Origin of the sequence: Pseudorhodoferax sp. Leaf274 (assembly GCF_001422445.1) — a bacterium.
Classification (GTDB): domain Bacteria; phylum Pseudomonadota; class Gammaproteobacteria; order Burkholderiales; family Burkholderiaceae_C; genus Pseudorhodoferax.
The window spans coordinates 266,857-281,200 of the sequence record NZ_LMNA01000028.1 but is presented as its reverse complement, the minus strand read 5'-3'; the positions used below and the strand labels follow the sequence as shown (position 1 = coordinate 281,200).

The following is a 14,344-nucleotide window of genomic DNA, read 5'->3' as shown; positions in this document are numbered from 1 at the left end:
TCTTCGTCATGCTCACATCCAGCAACGTCAAATCTCAATGCGGCAATTCGGCGAGCGCCGTCTAGAAGGGGCGTAGTGCGCAAGTAAATGCCGGGCGCAACGGCTGCAACTTCCGCGCGCAACTCTCGCTGCCGGGATTCATTCAACGAGTTCTCGACGCCCATGACTGAGCTTAACGCCGCCGCTCAGCCGACGCCGAAGGCGGTCGGATGCAGCGGCCTGTTATGCGTCACAGGTCGCATTTGAATGGAGTTCCGCAGTGAATACAAACGAAACGTTGATTGCGATGCACATTCCAGGCCACGCCGGCCCATCCTCTTAACTTGGACTGCGAGACCGCGTCGGGGTGAATCTGGGTGAAGCCTTCAACCATCGGACGTTTTGCGCACATCGGGCACTTATGAATAAAGGCAAGGACAGCGTGCAACGCCCCAAAGCCGAGGGCCACATATAGCACCAACATTGCCCATCGCATAGCCGCCGGCTGGATCAGCCCAGCAAGCAAAACGGCGGCGCCTGCGACGACCAGCAACACCCAAGTCGCGACGACGACTGAAGCATCCCAGCGAATAAGCCTAGCGTGTGGGTACTGACGCATAACGTTGGAGGTCAGCGGGAGCCGTAGGCGATCCGCTGGAACGAGGGGTTAGCCACATTTATTGTGACCTAGCGGTAAAGCCCGTAGGAGCCATAAGAGTGCCAGGGTCATACATGTTTACATAAAGCACAACGGGCTCTTTAACTCCGTCAACCTTTATGTCGTAGACATCAAGAAGCCCTCCGCCCATTACGCCGTTTGGTGTAGCGAAAGCACAACAAGAGCCGCGACGCTCGTACTCAAGGGGCTGGCCGTTTGCGCCTCGAAGCGCATTGAGATACATGCGAGAGACGAGGGAACCTTGCCTTGGGTCGCCTGTGCCAGTACCAACCTTGATTGGATTGCTGGGGGTTCGCCCGTAGGTTGAGTCGGTAGAGACGCTTGCCACTTTGGCAAATGGCGCTGCTGAGTCACTTCGACCATTGGGGACACCCTTGCCAGCTTGGGTTGTTCTGGACTCGATTTTTGGGGAGGGGGATGGCGTAGTGTTTGAGCATGCGCTGATAAGAGCGGCGCAAAATGCCAAGACGAGGGTCTGGTAGAGATGTCGCATGAGTTTCCTAGGTGGCTAACGTAAAGGTAACCGGTGACTTGCGGCAAGAGGCCGCGAAGTGGGCGCATGCCGCAAGGCGTCCGCGTTGACCGACATGTTAGAGCGCATGCTTCTCAGCGTATTAGTAGTTGCTGGCCTAAAGCCATTGCCTCGTCACGGGTTGCAAGCACGACGGCCCCTCCCATTCACTCCATACAGGGCCGTAGCGCTCGGAATCTCGACGTTCATAGACCGTGAGTCGGACTGATCCATCCCCCGCTTCAACCACCCTTGCATACCGCATTGAATCCGGCGAAAGCAGTGACCAGCACTCTGGCCATTTTTTGTTCCCGACAAAGAGTCCGGCGCCATCGAATTCGATCCAGGCTTCGTACTCGCGTGAGTCAACCGAGGCGTCGTATGAGTAAGCCCAAGGATCGCGTGAGCCACCTCTTCTTTGCGCCAAGTTTGCGCTGAGATTAAGAAACCACCGGAACGGGTTCATTCGAATAGCCACAGATGCGCCGATTGCGCTCTAACGTGAAAGTGAGCGGGCGCCGTAGGCGGTCCGCTCGAATGGCAGGTTAAACCTCATCGGCACGCTCCTTCCTAAACGCGCGCAGCAGTACTGCCAGCACCGGAATTGAGGCCCCCCGCAAATGCGATGAGCGGAATCTTGTACGGCGGGAGCAGTAGGAACAACGGTTCAGAGGCGGGAGCCTCGCCTGGCGACCGGATCGAAAGTGTGTAGCCAACAGGCCCGGCGGCCAGCAGCCACATTGACGCGGCGTAGACAAGATACAGAACTACCGTCGCAACTATTAGGAATACCAATGGCCGCGACAGGGCCCTCCAAGTCATGTAGGTCGTGCCACAAGCAAAGAGAAGCGGAAGGCCCAAGAGGAACAGAAGCTCGAACACAAACATGTCTTGCGTGAGGTTTAACGTCTGATTTCAGCGGACGCCGAAGGCGGTCCGATGGAAAGAAATGTTAGCCATTTCAACGTCCCTCTTTCACCTTGGCAACGCGCTCTGCTCGATTTTTATCGGCAGCGCCTTCCCACAACAGCCCCAAGCCGACAGAGCCAATCACGAGCGCAAGACCGAAAGCCCCGGAGAACCATGGGAGGGTGGCGGCGAGAAATACAGCAAAAACGGTTGTGCAGACTACTGACAACCCCAGCCGCCAGTGGAACACCAGCAGCATAAGCAAGTCGATCAGTGCATCCATGGTCTGGCTAACGCCTGATTTCAGCGGACGCCGCAGGCGGTCCGATGGAAAGAACTGTTATCCATCAATCCCGTTGCTCGCGGCGGCTAGCTGGAAGTCTGGATACTGCGGTTCGCAGTTTTGTTTTGAAGCCACGATTCCCGCGAACCACGGCTTCTCCTGATTTCGAAACTGCTTTGAAAGTCTCTTTGACCACATTTTTGTAGCCATCGTTAACCTCGTACTCGAAAGATACCGTATCGCTCCTGTGAGCCCATTGCTGAGAACCAAGTGCAAGAAAGCTGTACCGCTCGCCTTCGATAGTTAAGACATGAGAGTGAAGCGCCTTCGTATTCCCACCTCTACTCGGTGGCCGATGGTTTTCCCTGAGAAACAGTCCATACGCCTCGAAGCTCTTATTTTCTACTTTTCCGTCAGACACGGATGCCCTTCATGGATAACGTGAAAGTGAGCGGACGCCGTAGGCGGTCCGCTCGAATGAGAGGTTAACCACGGCTGCACTTACCATGGCGGCCCCTGTACCACGTTCGCACCGGAATGAGCCCATTCGAAGCCATGCACCGGACCGTTGATAAGAGTCGGGCGATGCCCAAGAATTCCACGCGCGCGTGAGGGACGCTCGGGCTCTTCGCCTTCGTCTGGAGCCATTAGCAAAGCACGTTCCGAGTCATTGATGAGACACCAGTACTGCCAAAAATCGTCGTAAACATCTGCCGAGTAATAGAGCGCCACCTTGCCGCACTTTCGACAACGGGCCAATGCGACGTTCTCATGCTCATACCGACCAGTGAGACTCTCCGTCTTCTCAAAAGGCGACGCTTTAGGTGGGCGATCACCCGGCTCGCAAACGCAAGCTGCAGCGCCTCGTTTCTTGAACAGGCTGAACGTCATTTGGGTGGTTAACGATTTAGCTCAGCGGACGCCGCAGGCGGTCCGATGCAGCGGTTTGTTAGCCTGCTGCATTTTGCAATGCCCCACGAATTGACTTTAATTCGACAGCAAGCTTATCAAGGCGCTCAGCTATTGGGTCGGTGGGCTGAACGGACTTTCCGAAGGGTGCCAAATCAATCGTAGTTTTTTCTACGACCCTCTTTTCTTCGAATTCATACTTCGCATCGACAGAAAACTGCATTGGACAAAGCTTGGGGTTTCTCAAGATCTTATGGCCGACTCCCAGGAGAAATCGCAGCTCAGAGCCAGGTGCCAGCATCTGAATCTCTTTGGAGAAGGCAGAATAATTTCTGATGTTGTTATGCTCACCTTCTTCTGCATTGAAGTGGTAGTCTTGATCAAGAGACAAGCGAAGTCGAACTGCCGAGGTACTACCTATGTTCTTGATATGCAGTTCGATGGCCGTTGTCATTGCGCGAGCTATCGGTGCTATTTGAATGTAGGGTCGAGATGCGGCTTCGATTTGAGCTTGCATTGCCTCGACCGTTGCCCGATTGGCTTTAAGCACCGCATAGGTCAGAACCGCCATGGCAGCGGACACGATCACGGACAGTCCGGTCGCAATCGCCATAGCGAGATTGATCTTGTCAGCAAGCAGCACGAGTTCCCCTTGGCTAACGCGCAAGCTCAGCGGGCGGCGAAGCCGTCCGATGGAGCGACTTGTTAGGCATCGCCATCCTCGTCGCTAACGACCCAAAGAGATTGACCGGAGTGATTGCGGTCAATGAACAGATGATGGTTCTGCCGTTCGATCGCATCAATTGCGGCCACCGCGTCTTGCACTGTCCGCTGGTCGGAATGGGTCAGCAGTTGTTGCAGGCTCGTTAAGGCATCCTTTCGAAGTGAATATGCCAACAGGCCACACGCGCGATATCGGACCAAGGTCGATTTATCTTTCGTCCCTAACAATCCCAATTGGAATGCCTCATTGCTTCGGCGGGCATATCGAATTGCGTGATACATCAGGGAAGTACGAGCCTGCCACCTTCGAAAGCGAGGAAAGGCTTCCAAAAGATACGGCACAACTTCAATTCCAAGAGGCTTTAGGACAGCCCATGCTTCCTCCTCCCCGTTGACAGTTTTCGCCTGCAACTTGTCTACGCCCTCCCGAATCTGCGCTGGCGTCATACGTGATGCCTAACGTTTAAAATAACCGGCATGGGCCGGCTTGCCGGACCATGTCCGGCTGATTGAAAGGTTAGCCAGCATGCTCGGGGTTGACGAGTTGTTCCCGGAGCCATGCCTGAAATTCTTCCTCGGAGATTGGCTGCTTTTCGAGTCCCCATTCATTCCAGCGGCGATTAACCATGCGGCGCCAATCGTCGAGTAACGAGATTACAGCTGCATCAGCGTCAGCGGCGGTAGCCATGTCTCGTGCGTTGCAGATGGCGCCGTTCAGTTCATGCACCGACGACGCCCCTGCTGCGTACCGATTCGCCACTTCGAACATGGCTCGAAGTTCAGCACTTGCGAGGAGGAATTTCATGCTGGCTAACGTTCCAAATGAGCGGCAGCCAAGCATTGGCCGCGCGAAGGCAAAAATAACCAGGGGCAGCAGCGCGGCCAATGCTTGGATGTCCGATCCATTGCAGGGTTAGGCATCACCGGCGTTCGACCGAGAGGGGATTGCCAGGATCGCTACCGTAAATCTCATCGTCGTCACCTAGAACGCGAGCTTTGAGGACCTGCGCAACCTTCACAAGCTTAATGATCACTCGCTCATGTGGATTCTTCGTGGTCACTTCGCCCCTGTCCCACCAGAGCGGCCACACCACTCCGTCTAGCGTCACCACAAAGTTCTCGGGATCAGGGTTCTCCGGATCGGGTTGAATCTCTGAATCGGTCGCCACGTACTCAAGCCACTGCTGCAGCGAAATCTCGGGTTCGTTCTCGTCAAACCAATGTTCTCGACGCGTAAGGTGGATGTCATAGCCCATCGTGATGCCTAACTTGATGTATCACGCAAGCCAGCGCGAGGTATCACAACTACTGTCGTGTTATCAGGCCGTCGGCTCAGCACATAAATAGTTGATTTTCTGACGATTTTCGTCTCGATGCGGAACGGCAACCCTACTAAAAAATCCGACAAAAACCGCGCTGGTTACAAATTCCGCCATCCCAATTTCCTCAATTGTGTGGATGCCTGCAGTGGAGTGCCCCCTACCCCACCGTCCCCACAATGCTCACCTCCCGCTGCTCCGGAATCTCGTTGTACGAGAGCACCGCCAGCCCCGGCGCAAACAGCCGCGCATAACGCGCCAGCAGCGGCCGGATCTGCGGCATCACCAGCAACAGCGGCGGCGTCGCCTGCTGCTTCATCTGATCCCTGGCCAGCGGCATGTGCGTCTGCAGCTGCGACAGCAGATTCGGGTCCACCGGAAAGTTGTCCAGCGCCACCTTCGCCCCGCCCTGCCTGGCCTGGTTCAAGGCCCCCAGCAGCATGTTCTCCAGATCGCCCGTGAGGCTGAACACCTGCAGCTCGCTCCGCTGCCCGGCCAATTGCTCGACGATCTGGCGGCGCACCGCGCAGCGCACCTCGGCCGCCAGCAGGATCGGGTCCTTGGTGGTCTCCGCCGTCTCCAGCAGGCTGGTCGCAATCGGCACGATGTCCTTGAGCGAGACGTTCTCGGCCAGCAGCGTGCGGAACACCTTGAGCAGTTGCACATGCGTCATGGCCTTGCCCAGCGCCTCGGCCAGGCGCGGGGCCTGGCCGGCCAGGCGTTCCATGATCTCGCCGGCATCCTCGTGGTTGAAGAGCTCGGGCAGGTTCTCGCGCAGCAGCTTGCTCACGTGCGTGGCGATCACGCTGGGGCCGTCCACCACCTGGTAGCCCAGGCCCAGCGCGTGGGCCTTCTGGTCGGGCTCGATCCATACCACCGCCAGGCCGTAAGCCGGGTCCACGCCGGGGGCGCCGTCCACCTGGCCGTACAGCTGCGGCGAAGGCACGGCCATGAGCCGGTCGGCCTGCAGCTCGGCGCGGGCCAGCACGCTGCCGCGCAGCAGCACCGTGTACTGCGTGGGCTTGAGGCCCAGGTCGTCGCGCACGCCGACCTGGGGCAGCAGCACGCCCAGGTTCTCGCTCATGCTCTGGCGCAGGCCCTGCAGCCGCTTGACCAGCGGCGCGCCCTGCCCCTGGTCCATCATGGCCACCAGCCGGTAGCCCAGCGCCACGGTCAGCGCATCCACGCGCGGCAGGCTGCGCCAGTCCAGCTCGGCCGGCGGTTCGGCCGTCAGCAGCGCGGCGCCCAGCGCGCCCGCCTCAAGCCCCGCCTGGGGCTGGGTCTGGCGTTTGGCCATGCGCCAGGCCACATAGGTCAGCACCGCGGCAAAGCCGATGAAGCTGGCCCAGGGCATGCCCGGGATCAGGCCCAGCACCAGCATCAGCGCCGCGGCGCTGTACAAGGCCTGCGGCGAGGCCAGCAGCTGCTGGCCGATCTGGGTCTGCAGGTCGCCCGCGTCGCTCACGCGCGTGACGACGATGGCGGCCGCCGAGGACAGCAGCAGCGCCGGGATCTGCGCCACCAGGCCGTCGCCGATGGTCAGCAGCGCGTAGGTGCGGAAGGCCTCGCCGAAGCTCAGGTCGTGCATGAGTGCGCCGATGGCCACGCCGCCGATCATGTTGATGAGCAGGATCAGGATGCCGGCGATGGCGTCGCCACGCACGAACTTGCTGGCACCGTCCATGGCGCCGTAGAAGTCGGCCTCCGAAGCCACCTCGCGCCGGCGCAGCTGCGCCTTTTCCTGGTTGATGAGGCCGGCGTTGAGGTCGGCGTCGATGGCCATCTGCTTGCCGGGCAGCGCGTCCAGCGTGAAGCGGGCCGAGACCTCGGAGATGCGCTCGGCGCCCTTGGTCACCACGATGAAGTTGATGATCATGAGGATCACGAACACCACCAGGCCGACGACGAAGTTGCCGCCGATCACCACGTTGCCGAAGGACTCGATCACCTGGCCGGCCGCATGCGTGCCCTCGTGCCCGTGCAGCAGCACCACGCGCGTGGAGGCCACGTTCAGCGCCAGCCGCAGCAGCGTGGTGGCCAGGATGATGGTCGGGAAGCTCGAGAAATCCAGTGGCCGCTGCACCGACACGGCCACCAGGATCACGATCACCGACAACACGATGTTGAACGTGAACAGCACATCCAGCGCCAGCGGCGGCATCGGCAGGATGATCATGGCCAGCAGGGCCAGCACCAGCACGGGTGCCATGGCACGGGTGCGGCGCAGCGCGGCCAGCAGGTCGGCGAGGGTCAGTTTCATGGTCGTGACCGCCCGGCCGCCCGAAGCCACGACAGCGCCCCCTTGGGGGGCGGCGATACGCGTAGCGATGGGCGTGCGGGCTTCATGGGTTTGACAGGGATTCAGGAACGGGCAACTGCTGTGGCAGCCCTGGAGGATGCGGGCGCCGGCCGGCCTGGAAGGCCTTGAGCTGCAGCACGTAGTTCAGCACCAGGGCCACGGCCCCGTACAGCGCCACGGGAATCTGCTGCTGCACCTGGCTGGTCTTGTAGATGGCGCGCGCCAGCGGCGGCTGGCTCACCACCTCCACCTGGTGGGTGCGCGCCAGCTGGCGGATGTACAGCGCCATCTCGTCCACGCCCTTGGCCAGCACGAACGGGGCCTGCGCGCGGTGGCCGTCGTACTTCAGCGCCACGGCGTAGTGCTCGGGGTTAACGATCACCACGTCGGCCTGCGGCACGGTCTTGTTCAGGCTGCGGCGCGACATCTGCAGCTGCAGCTGGCGGATGCGGCTCTTCACCTCGGGCCGGCCCTCGGTGCTCTTGTGCTCTTCCTTCACGTCCTGCTTGCTCATGCGCTGGCCGCGCAGGAAAAAGAACACCTGCACCGGCAGGTCGATGAACGCGAACAGCACGAACACCAGCACCATGGCCACCACGCCCGAGATCAGCAGGCCGACGCCCTGGGCGATGGCCTCGGGCAGCGGCAGGCCCTGTAGCCGCAGGAACTGCTGCGCGCTGCCCGTGCACAGGAACCACAGCACCACGCACAGCAGCACCGCCTTGGCAATGGAGGCGGCCACGCCCGCCAGGTGCTTGCCCGAGAACAGCCGGCCCAGGTTGCTGATGGGGTTCAGCCGCTCCAGCTTGGGCTGCAGGTTCTCCACCGACAAGGCCCAGCCGCCCGGCAGCAGCGAGGCCAGCAGCAGCGACAGCGGCACCAGCAGCAGCGGCGAGACCATGCGCACCGTGAGCCAGGCGGCGTCGCGGAACAGCGTGGACCAGGTGTCTTCCAGTGCGCCGTTGCCGGCCAGGTCTGCCAGCCCCCCGCTGAACAGCCGGCGCATGTCCTGCAGCCAGCCCGGCGCCAGCCAGTACGCCAGCGCCAGGCTGGCCACGATGCCCACGGCCATCACCGCGTCCTTGGAGCGCGCGGCCTGGCCCTGCTGGCGCACCTTGCGCAGCTTGTGCGGCGTGGCCTTCTCGCTCTTGTCGGCGGACGAACTTCCCTGCTCCATCAGCGCGCTCCGAAGGTCTGCTCGAGCATCTGGAGAACCTGCCGCGTCATGCGCAGGTAGTGCTCGGGGATGAAGCGCACCAGCATCGCCAGCATGAACAGGCCGAAGATGGTGATGACGGAGAAGCCCAGCGCGAACAGGTTCAGCTGCGGCGCCACGCGCGCGAGGAAGCCGAAGCCCAGCTGCACCACCATGGTGGCGAACACGATGGGCAGCGCCAGCAGCAGCGCGGCAGAGAACACCCACGAGACATTGAAGGCCACGGCCTGCAGCGCGCCCATGCGCAGCCCGCTGCCCACCGGCCACAGCGTGAAGCTCTGGCCGATCACCTGCACCAGCACCAGGTGGCCGTCGATCGAGAAGAACACCAGGATGCCCAGGATGGACAGCAGGCTGGACACCACGTCGGACGAGACACCCGACAGCGGATCGTTCATGAGCGCCATGGCCAGCCCCATCTGCGACGACACCATGTAGCCCAGCACCAGCAGCACCGCCATCACGAAGTGCAGCGCCAGCCCCAGCACCACGCCGACGGCCACCTGCTCGGCCGTGGCCGCCAGCGCGTGCAGCGAGAACGCGGCGATGGGCACGGCCGGCGCTGCCATCGGCAGCAGCACCACGGCCAGCACCATGGACAGCAGCACGCGCACGGTGAGCGGCACCGAGGTGTCGCCCACGATGGGCGCGGCGCTGAGCATGGCCAGCACCCGCACGAAGGGCCACCACAGCGCCGACAACTCGGCCAGCAGCGTCGTGAAGATGCCTTCCACGGCTACCCCACGAGCGCCGCCGCCCGGCGGAACACCTCGACGCAGAAATCCATGAGCTGCGCGGCCATCCAGCCGCCCGTCAGGATGATGGCCAAGAGCGTGACCAGGAGGCGCGGCAGGAAGCTCAGGGTCTGCTCGTTGATCTGCGTGGCGGCCTGGAAGATGCCGACGATGAAGCCCACGATGAGCCCAGGCAGCACCAGCACGGACACCAGCAGCATCACCAGCTTCAAGCTGGCGCTGACGAGATCGACGGCGATGTCAGGGGTCAGCATGGCGGTCCTCCTAGAAGGCCCGGACGCTGGTCACCAGCGTGTTGACGGTCAGCGTCCACCCGTCCACCAGCACGAACAGCAGCAGCTTGAGCGGCAGCGAGATCACCAGCGGCGACAGCATCATCATGCCCATGGCCATCAGCACCGAGGACACCACCAGGTCGATCACCATGAACGGGATGAACAGCATGCAGCCGATCTGGAAAGCGGTCTTGAGCTCGGACAGCACGAAGGCCGCCAGCTGCACCGCGAAGGCGTGCTGCGCCGGCTCGGCCACGGCCGGCTCGCGCGCCAGCTGGCTGACCTGCTGCAGCGCCGCCTTGCTGGTCTGCGCCAGCATGAAGCGCGACAGCGGCTCCTTGGCCTCCACCAGCGCCTGCTGCAGGCCGATGCGGTCTTCGTCGTAGGGCACGAAGGCGCGCTCCCACAGTTGCTCGCCGACGGGCCGCATCACCAGGATGGTCAGGATCAGCGCCACGCCGGTCACGATGCGGTTGGGCAGGCCCTGCTGCAGGCCCAGCGCCTGGCGCAGCAGCGACAGCACGATGACGAAGCGCACGAAGCTCGTGCACATGAGCACCAGCACGGGCAGCAGCCCGAGCAGGGTCATGATGACCAGCACCTGCATCTTGACCGTGTAGTCGGTCTGGGCGTTGCCCGTCACGGCGGACAGCAGCGGGATCTCGGCCGCGGCGCCGGCCAGGGGCAGCAGCACCGGCGCAAGCGCAAGGGTGCGCCACGCGCTCGGCATCTTCATGGTGTGTTCCCTGCGCTTCAGGGCGTGTCCAGCGACAGCAGGTCCAGGTCCGACAGTTCCAGCACCTTCAGGCCGTAGTTCTCGCCCGAGACCACCACCTCGGCGCGGCCGATGGCGGTGCCGTTGACCTTGATCACCAGCGGCGCGCCGGCCAGCGCATCGAGCTCGACCACGCTGCCGTGCTCCAGGCCCATGAGCTGGTCCAGCGAGACATCGGCCGAGCCGACCTCCAGCGTCAGCGTGACGGGGATCTTGCGCAGCATCAGCGAGAGGTCGCGGCGCGGCTTGGCGGGGGCTTCGGCGGCGCCGGCGTCGACCGTCAGGTCGTCCATCAGGGCGTCGACGTCGTTGGTGTGCTGCTTGTCGGTCATGGTGTTCACAGGTCCTGGAATGCGGTCAGCCACAGGCGCCCCTTGTGTTCGGCCACGCTGGCGCTGAACAAGGGCGAATCCTTGACCAGCACCACCGCGGTGGGTTGCGGAATCGGCAGCACGCTGCCGGGCTGCAGGTCCAGGATGGCGCCCAGCGGCAGCCGTTGCTGCACCAGGCGCGCCGTCAGGCGCAGCTTGAGGCGCGAGGACAGCGGCAGCGCCGCCACAGAGGCCCCGTCGCGCGCCGGCAGGCGGCCGCGGCCCAGCCGGTCCAGCAGCTGGTGCATGCAGCCGTCGTCCAGGCTGAAGCGCAGCTCGTGGCGCTGCCCGCCGTCGGCCTCGACCAGCGTCAGGCTCAGCTGCCACAGGCCGGTCGGCAGCGCGGATTCGGAATGGAAGGGCACGGCCGGGTCGGCCGGCGCGGCATCGGCGGCCACGCCCACGGGCGGCAGGCCGGCATCGATGCGCCGCGCCAGCGCCAGGGCCAGCTGCTGGCCGAGCTTGGCCGACAGGCGCTCCTCGCTGGCCGTCACCGCCACCGCGCCCGGCTCCACCGGGGCCGCGTCGCCGCCGCCATAGCGGTACAGCAGCAGCTTGAGCACCAGCGCGCGCGGCACGGCCATGCCGATGCGGCCGGCCGGGCCCATGTAGACGTTCCAGCGCACCGGGTCTTGGTTGTGCTGGCGCTGGCGCATGCCGGTGCCGTCCACCTGCAGGCCAATGGCGTAGCGCCGGTTGAGCCCCTGGCGCAACAGCTCGGAAACATCGGCACCGAAGCGCTCGGCAAACGCGCCCAGCAGGTGCATGGGCCGGCCCAGCGTGCGCGGATCCAGCACGCGCGGCACCTGGGTTGGACTAGCGTCTGACACGGACATGGCTCAAGTTCCCACGTAGATCGGATGCAACCATGTGCACAATCGGCAAGCCCCAAACAGGCCCGGAATGGCATGGGCTCGTTCTGCTGTTGCTGCAGACGAGACAACTTAGATGCGCTTTTCTCACATTTTTTACCATCGTCAGGGAAATTGTCCACTATTTCTAGTCACTTTTCGTGGCACATTAATTTGACGCGCGTTTCCGCCGCTTAAACCAACCACGATCCCCTTCGTCGCCACACCATGCAAGTGAGCAAGACCTTGCCCAGCATCGCCCTCGCGCCAGAAGACGACATCGCCGATGACGGCGAAGACAGCGTGGTGGCGCGCCGGCTGCACGATTTCTTCTCGGACCATGGCCTGCCGCGGCACAAGCACGCGTCGCAGTTGGCGGTGATCCTGGGCCTGTCGCGTTCGGGCGCGTTCCGCAAGTTCCAGGACGCATCGTTCTCGGCCAGCGACCTGCAGACGCTGGCGCAGCACTTCCAGGTGGACATCAGCGCCCTGCTGAGCGCCGAGCCCGCGTTGGCGGCCCCGCGCATCGACGGCGAGGTGCACGACGCGCGCGTGCTGATCGGCATCCTGGCGCTGAGCTGCAAGGCCACGCTGGGGGCGCCGCTGCAAAGCGGCGAGCACTGCGAACTGGTGGCGACCCAGCAAGGCACCGAATGGCTGGTCCAGCCGTTTGGCGCGGAGACCAGCCAGGGGCCGCGGCGCCGCGTGCTGCAGCTGGTGGTGACGCCCTCGCAGCGAGCACTGCCGCGCATCGCGGTGCTGGAAGACTCGCGCGACCTGGCCGCCAACATGAAGGACGCCTTCGAGGCGTCCGGCTACCGTGTGGAACTGTTCGGCTCGGCCGCCGAGCTGGCCGAACGCGCCAGCGCAGCCCCGTTCGACGGTTACCTGATGGACTGGTGGCTCAACGGCCAGACCGCCAACCAGGTGCTGCAATCGATCCGCCGGGCCCAGCCCTCGGTGCCAATGATCCTGACCACCGGCGCCATCGCCGCCGGTTACGCCGGCGAGGCCGACATCGTGCAGGTGGCCACGGCGCTGCGCATCCCCGTCATCGAGAAGCCTTTCCGCCTGGCGCTCGTGATTTCCCAGCTGCGCCAGTTGCTGGAGCAAGCCCAGGCCATCCGCTAGTCGCCGCGCCGCCGCCGAACAGGGCCAGTGCCGAACGCAGGCGGCCCGCGCTGATCGGCTTGTCGAACTTGGCGGCGAACAGCGCATCGGCCGTCGCATCGGCCTCGTGGTAGGCCGACAGCGCCACCAGCGGCGTCTCCAGGTTCAGGGCGCCCGGCTTGCGCGCATGCTCGGCCACGGTGTAGCCCGAGCCGTCGGGCAAGCGCAGGTCCAGCAGCACGCCGTCGTAGCGGTCGGTGTCCAGCAGCAGGCGCGCCTCGCGCACCGAGTCGGCCAGGTCGGCCTGGGCGCCAAGCGCCAGCAGCATGGCGTGCAGGCTGGCCCGCACGTCGGGGTCGTCCTCCACCACCAGCACGCGCAGGTGCCGGTCCGCGCCCTGCGCCACCGCACTGCGCTGGATCGCCTCCACCTCGGCATGCACCCGCACCGTGAAGACCGAGCCCTCGCCCGGGCGGCTGACCGCGTAGGCGCGCCCCCCCAGCAGCTCGGCCATCAGCTTGACCACCGCCAGCCCCAGGCCGCTGCCCATCTGCACGTGGTCGCGCCCGCGCGTGAAAGGCTCCCAGATGTCGACCGAGGTGTCGAAGCCCGGGCCCTGGTCGATCACGGCCACCGTCACCTCGCGCTGGGCCTCGCGCACCTGGATCGAGCAGACCACCTCGCCCGGGCTGGCGTACTTGACGGCGTTGGAGACCAGGTTGGCCACGATCTGGCGCAGCCGCGCCGGGTCGGTCACCACGCGCGGGCAGGGCTGCGGATCGATCTGCACGCGCAGCACCACGCCGCGTTCGCGCGCGGCCTCGTCGAACTCGGCGGCGATGAGTTCCATCATGAGGTCGGGCTGGAACAGCGTGGGCGAGACCTTGAGCCGCCCGCCCGACAGCCGCGCGAACTCCACCGTGTCGTTCATCTGAGCTTCCAGCTGCTGTGCGCTGCGGCGCAGCCGGCGGAAGGTCTCGTCGCCGTGCGGAACCTTGCCGCCGAGCTCGATCAGCTCGACCGAGCTCACGATGGTCTGCAGCGGCGTCAGCATCTCGTGGGCCATCATGCCCAGGAACTGGTTGCGCGCCGTCAGCGCCGAGCGCGCCTCCTGCAGCGCCTTGCGGGCCTCGCGCACGCGCAGCACGGCGATCACCAGCAGCACCGCGGCCGCCGCGACCAGCAGCGCGCCCCCCATCCATTTGCTCCAGTCCAAGACCCGACCCCCTGTTTGTGGCGCGCAGATCCACCGGACCTCATGGAACGCGACAAGGCCGCGATCCTACCGCCGCTTCAACAAACGGCCGTAAGTGTCTGAATTTCTTCACCGCAGTGCGGCGCATAGGTCTACTTTCCAAATTGAGATGCGCAAAATTCACG

General features: G+C 63.7%; 15 protein-coding genes. 1 reads left to right on the top strand and 14 read right to left on the bottom strand.

Annotated features, from left to right (window positions below; translation table 11 throughout):
* Positions 1-229: 229 nt before the first annotated feature.
* The 13 genes from ASF44_RS32105 to ASF44_RS25150 all read right to left on the bottom strand — a co-directional run bounded on the left by ASF44_RS32105 (position 230) and on the right by ASF44_RS25150 (position 11,839).
* On the bottom strand, positions 230-535 hold the full coding sequence (locus ASF44_RS32105) for a hypothetical protein (protein WP_156374676.1): 306 nt from the start codon (positions 533-535) through the stop codon (positions 230-232).
* 1,595 nt (positions 536-2,130) lie between these two features.
* A complete protein-coding gene (locus ASF44_RS32100; RefSeq protein ID WP_156374675.1) occupies positions 2,131-2,361 on the bottom strand; it encodes a hypothetical protein in 231 nt (76 codons plus the stop codon).
* A 949-nt stretch (positions 2,362-3,310) separates the two neighbouring features.
* Positions 3,311-3,913, bottom strand: a complete 603-nt coding sequence (locus tag ASF44_RS32095; RefSeq protein ID WP_156374674.1) for a hypothetical protein — start codon at positions 3,911-3,913, stop codon at positions 3,311-3,313.
* Positions 3,914-3,975: 62 nt separating this feature from the next.
* Positions 3,976-4,440, bottom strand: a complete 465-nt coding sequence (locus ASF44_RS32090; RefSeq protein WP_156374673.1) for a hypothetical protein — start codon at positions 4,438-4,440, stop codon at positions 3,976-3,978.
* 70 nt (positions 4,441-4,510) lie between these two features.
* Positions 4,511-4,879: a hypothetical protein gene (locus ASF44_RS32085; protein ID WP_156374672.1), complete on the bottom strand. Its 369-nt coding sequence runs from the start codon at positions 4,877-4,879 to the stop codon at positions 4,511-4,513.
* 34 nt (positions 4,880-4,913) lie between these two features.
* Complete coding sequence (locus tag ASF44_RS32080; RefSeq protein ID WP_156374671.1) at positions 4,914-5,249, bottom strand: hypothetical protein; 336 nt, start codon at positions 5,247-5,249, stop codon at positions 4,914-4,916.
* A gap of 223 nt (positions 5,250-5,472) precedes the next feature.
* Entirely contained in the window at positions 5,473-7,521 is a 2,049-nt protein-coding gene (locus ASF44_RS25180) for a flagellar biosynthesis protein FlhA (protein ID WP_369820958.1), read from the bottom strand.
* 133 nt (positions 7,522-7,654) lie between these two features.
* On the bottom strand, positions 7,655-8,788 hold the full coding sequence (gene flhB, locus ASF44_RS25175) for a flagellar type III secretion system protein FlhB (protein WP_056901989.1): 1,134 nt from the start codon (positions 8,786-8,788) through the stop codon (positions 7,655-7,657).
* The gene (gene fliR, locus ASF44_RS25170; protein ID WP_056901988.1) at positions 8,788-9,561 is read right to left on the bottom strand and encodes a flagellar biosynthetic protein FliR; all 774 of its coding nucleotides are present in this window, start codon (positions 9,559-9,561) and stop codon (positions 8,788-8,790) included. Before fliR ends, flhB begins: the two co-directional genes overlap by 1 nt.
* 2 nt (positions 9,562-9,563) lie before the next feature.
* On the bottom strand, positions 9,564-9,836 hold the full coding sequence (gene fliQ, locus ASF44_RS25165) for a flagellar biosynthesis protein FliQ (protein ID WP_056901987.1): 273 nt from the start codon (positions 9,834-9,836) through the stop codon (positions 9,564-9,566).
* Between the two features lie 10 nt (positions 9,837-9,846).
* The gene (fliP, locus tag ASF44_RS25160; RefSeq protein ID WP_056901986.1) at positions 9,847-10,593 is read right to left on the bottom strand and encodes a flagellar type III secretion system pore protein FliP; all 747 of its coding nucleotides are present in this window, start codon (positions 10,591-10,593) and stop codon (positions 9,847-9,849) included.
* 17 nt (positions 10,594-10,610) lie between these two features.
* Positions 10,611-10,964 carry a FliM/FliN family flagellar motor switch protein gene (locus ASF44_RS25155; RefSeq protein WP_056902055.1) on the bottom strand — a complete coding sequence of 118 codons (354 nt, stop codon included), beginning with the start codon at positions 10,962-10,964 and terminating at the stop codon, positions 10,611-10,613.
* A gap of 5 nt (positions 10,965-10,969) precedes the next feature.
* Positions 10,970-11,839 carry a FliM/FliN family flagellar motor switch protein gene (locus tag ASF44_RS25150; RefSeq protein ID WP_156374670.1) on the bottom strand — a complete coding sequence of 290 codons (870 nt, stop codon included), beginning with the start codon at positions 11,837-11,839 and terminating at the stop codon, positions 10,970-10,972.
* A gap of 243 nt (positions 11,840-12,082) precedes the next feature.
* On the opposite strand from ASF44_RS25150, the gene ASF44_RS25145 reads away from it, so the two are divergent.
* Entirely contained in the window at positions 12,083-12,985 is a 903-nt protein-coding gene (locus tag ASF44_RS25145; RefSeq protein WP_082525030.1) for a helix-turn-helix domain-containing protein, read from the top strand.
* Here the strand turns inward: ASF44_RS25145 and ASF44_RS25140 are convergent.
* A complete protein-coding gene (locus ASF44_RS25140; protein ID WP_156374669.1) occupies positions 12,906-14,180 on the bottom strand; it encodes a hybrid sensor histidine kinase/response regulator in 1,275 nt (424 codons plus the stop codon). The two genes, ASF44_RS25145 and ASF44_RS25140, sit on opposite strands and share 80 nt — an antisense overlap.
* Positions 14,181-14,344: the final 164 nt, after the last annotated feature.

Excerpts from the sequence above, each read along its gene's own strand:
- fliP (WP_056901986.1), bottom strand. The coding sequence starts at position 10,593 with ATGAAGATGCCGAGCGCGTGGCGCACCCTTGCGCTTGCGCCGGTGCTG.
- ASF44_RS25145 (WP_082525030.1), top strand. The coding sequence starts at position 12,083 with ATGCAAGTGAGCAAGACCTTGCCCAGCATCGCCCTCGCGCCAGAAGAC.
- ASF44_RS25180 (WP_369820958.1), bottom strand. The coding sequence starts at position 7,521 with ATGGCACCCGTGCTGGTGCTGGCCCTGCTGGCCATGATCATCCTGCCG.
- ASF44_RS25150 (WP_156374670.1), bottom strand. The coding sequence starts at position 11,839 with ATGTCCGTGTCAGACGCTAGTCCAACCCAGGTGCCGCGCGTGCTGGAT.
- ASF44_RS32090 (WP_156374673.1), bottom strand. The coding sequence starts at position 4,440 with ATGACGCCAGCGCAGATTCGGGAGGGCGTAGACAAGTTGCAGGCGAAA.
- fliQ (WP_056901987.1), bottom strand. The coding sequence starts at position 9,836 with ATGCTGACCCCTGACATCGCCGTCGATCTCGTCAGCGCCAGCTTGAAG.
- flhB (WP_056901989.1), bottom strand. The coding sequence starts at position 8,788 with ATGGAGCAGGGAAGTTCGTCCGCCGACAAGAGCGAGAAGGCCACGCCG.
- ASF44_RS32100 (WP_156374675.1), bottom strand. The coding sequence starts at position 2,361 with ATGGATGCACTGATCGACTTGCTTATGCTGCTGGTGTTCCACTGGCGG.
- ASF44_RS25155 (WP_056902055.1), bottom strand. The coding sequence starts at position 10,964 with ATGACCGACAAGCAGCACACCAACGACGTCGACGCCCTGATGGACGAC.
- ASF44_RS32080 (WP_156374671.1), bottom strand. The coding sequence starts at position 5,249 with ATGGGCTATGACATCCACCTTACGCGTCGAGAACATTGGTTTGACGAG.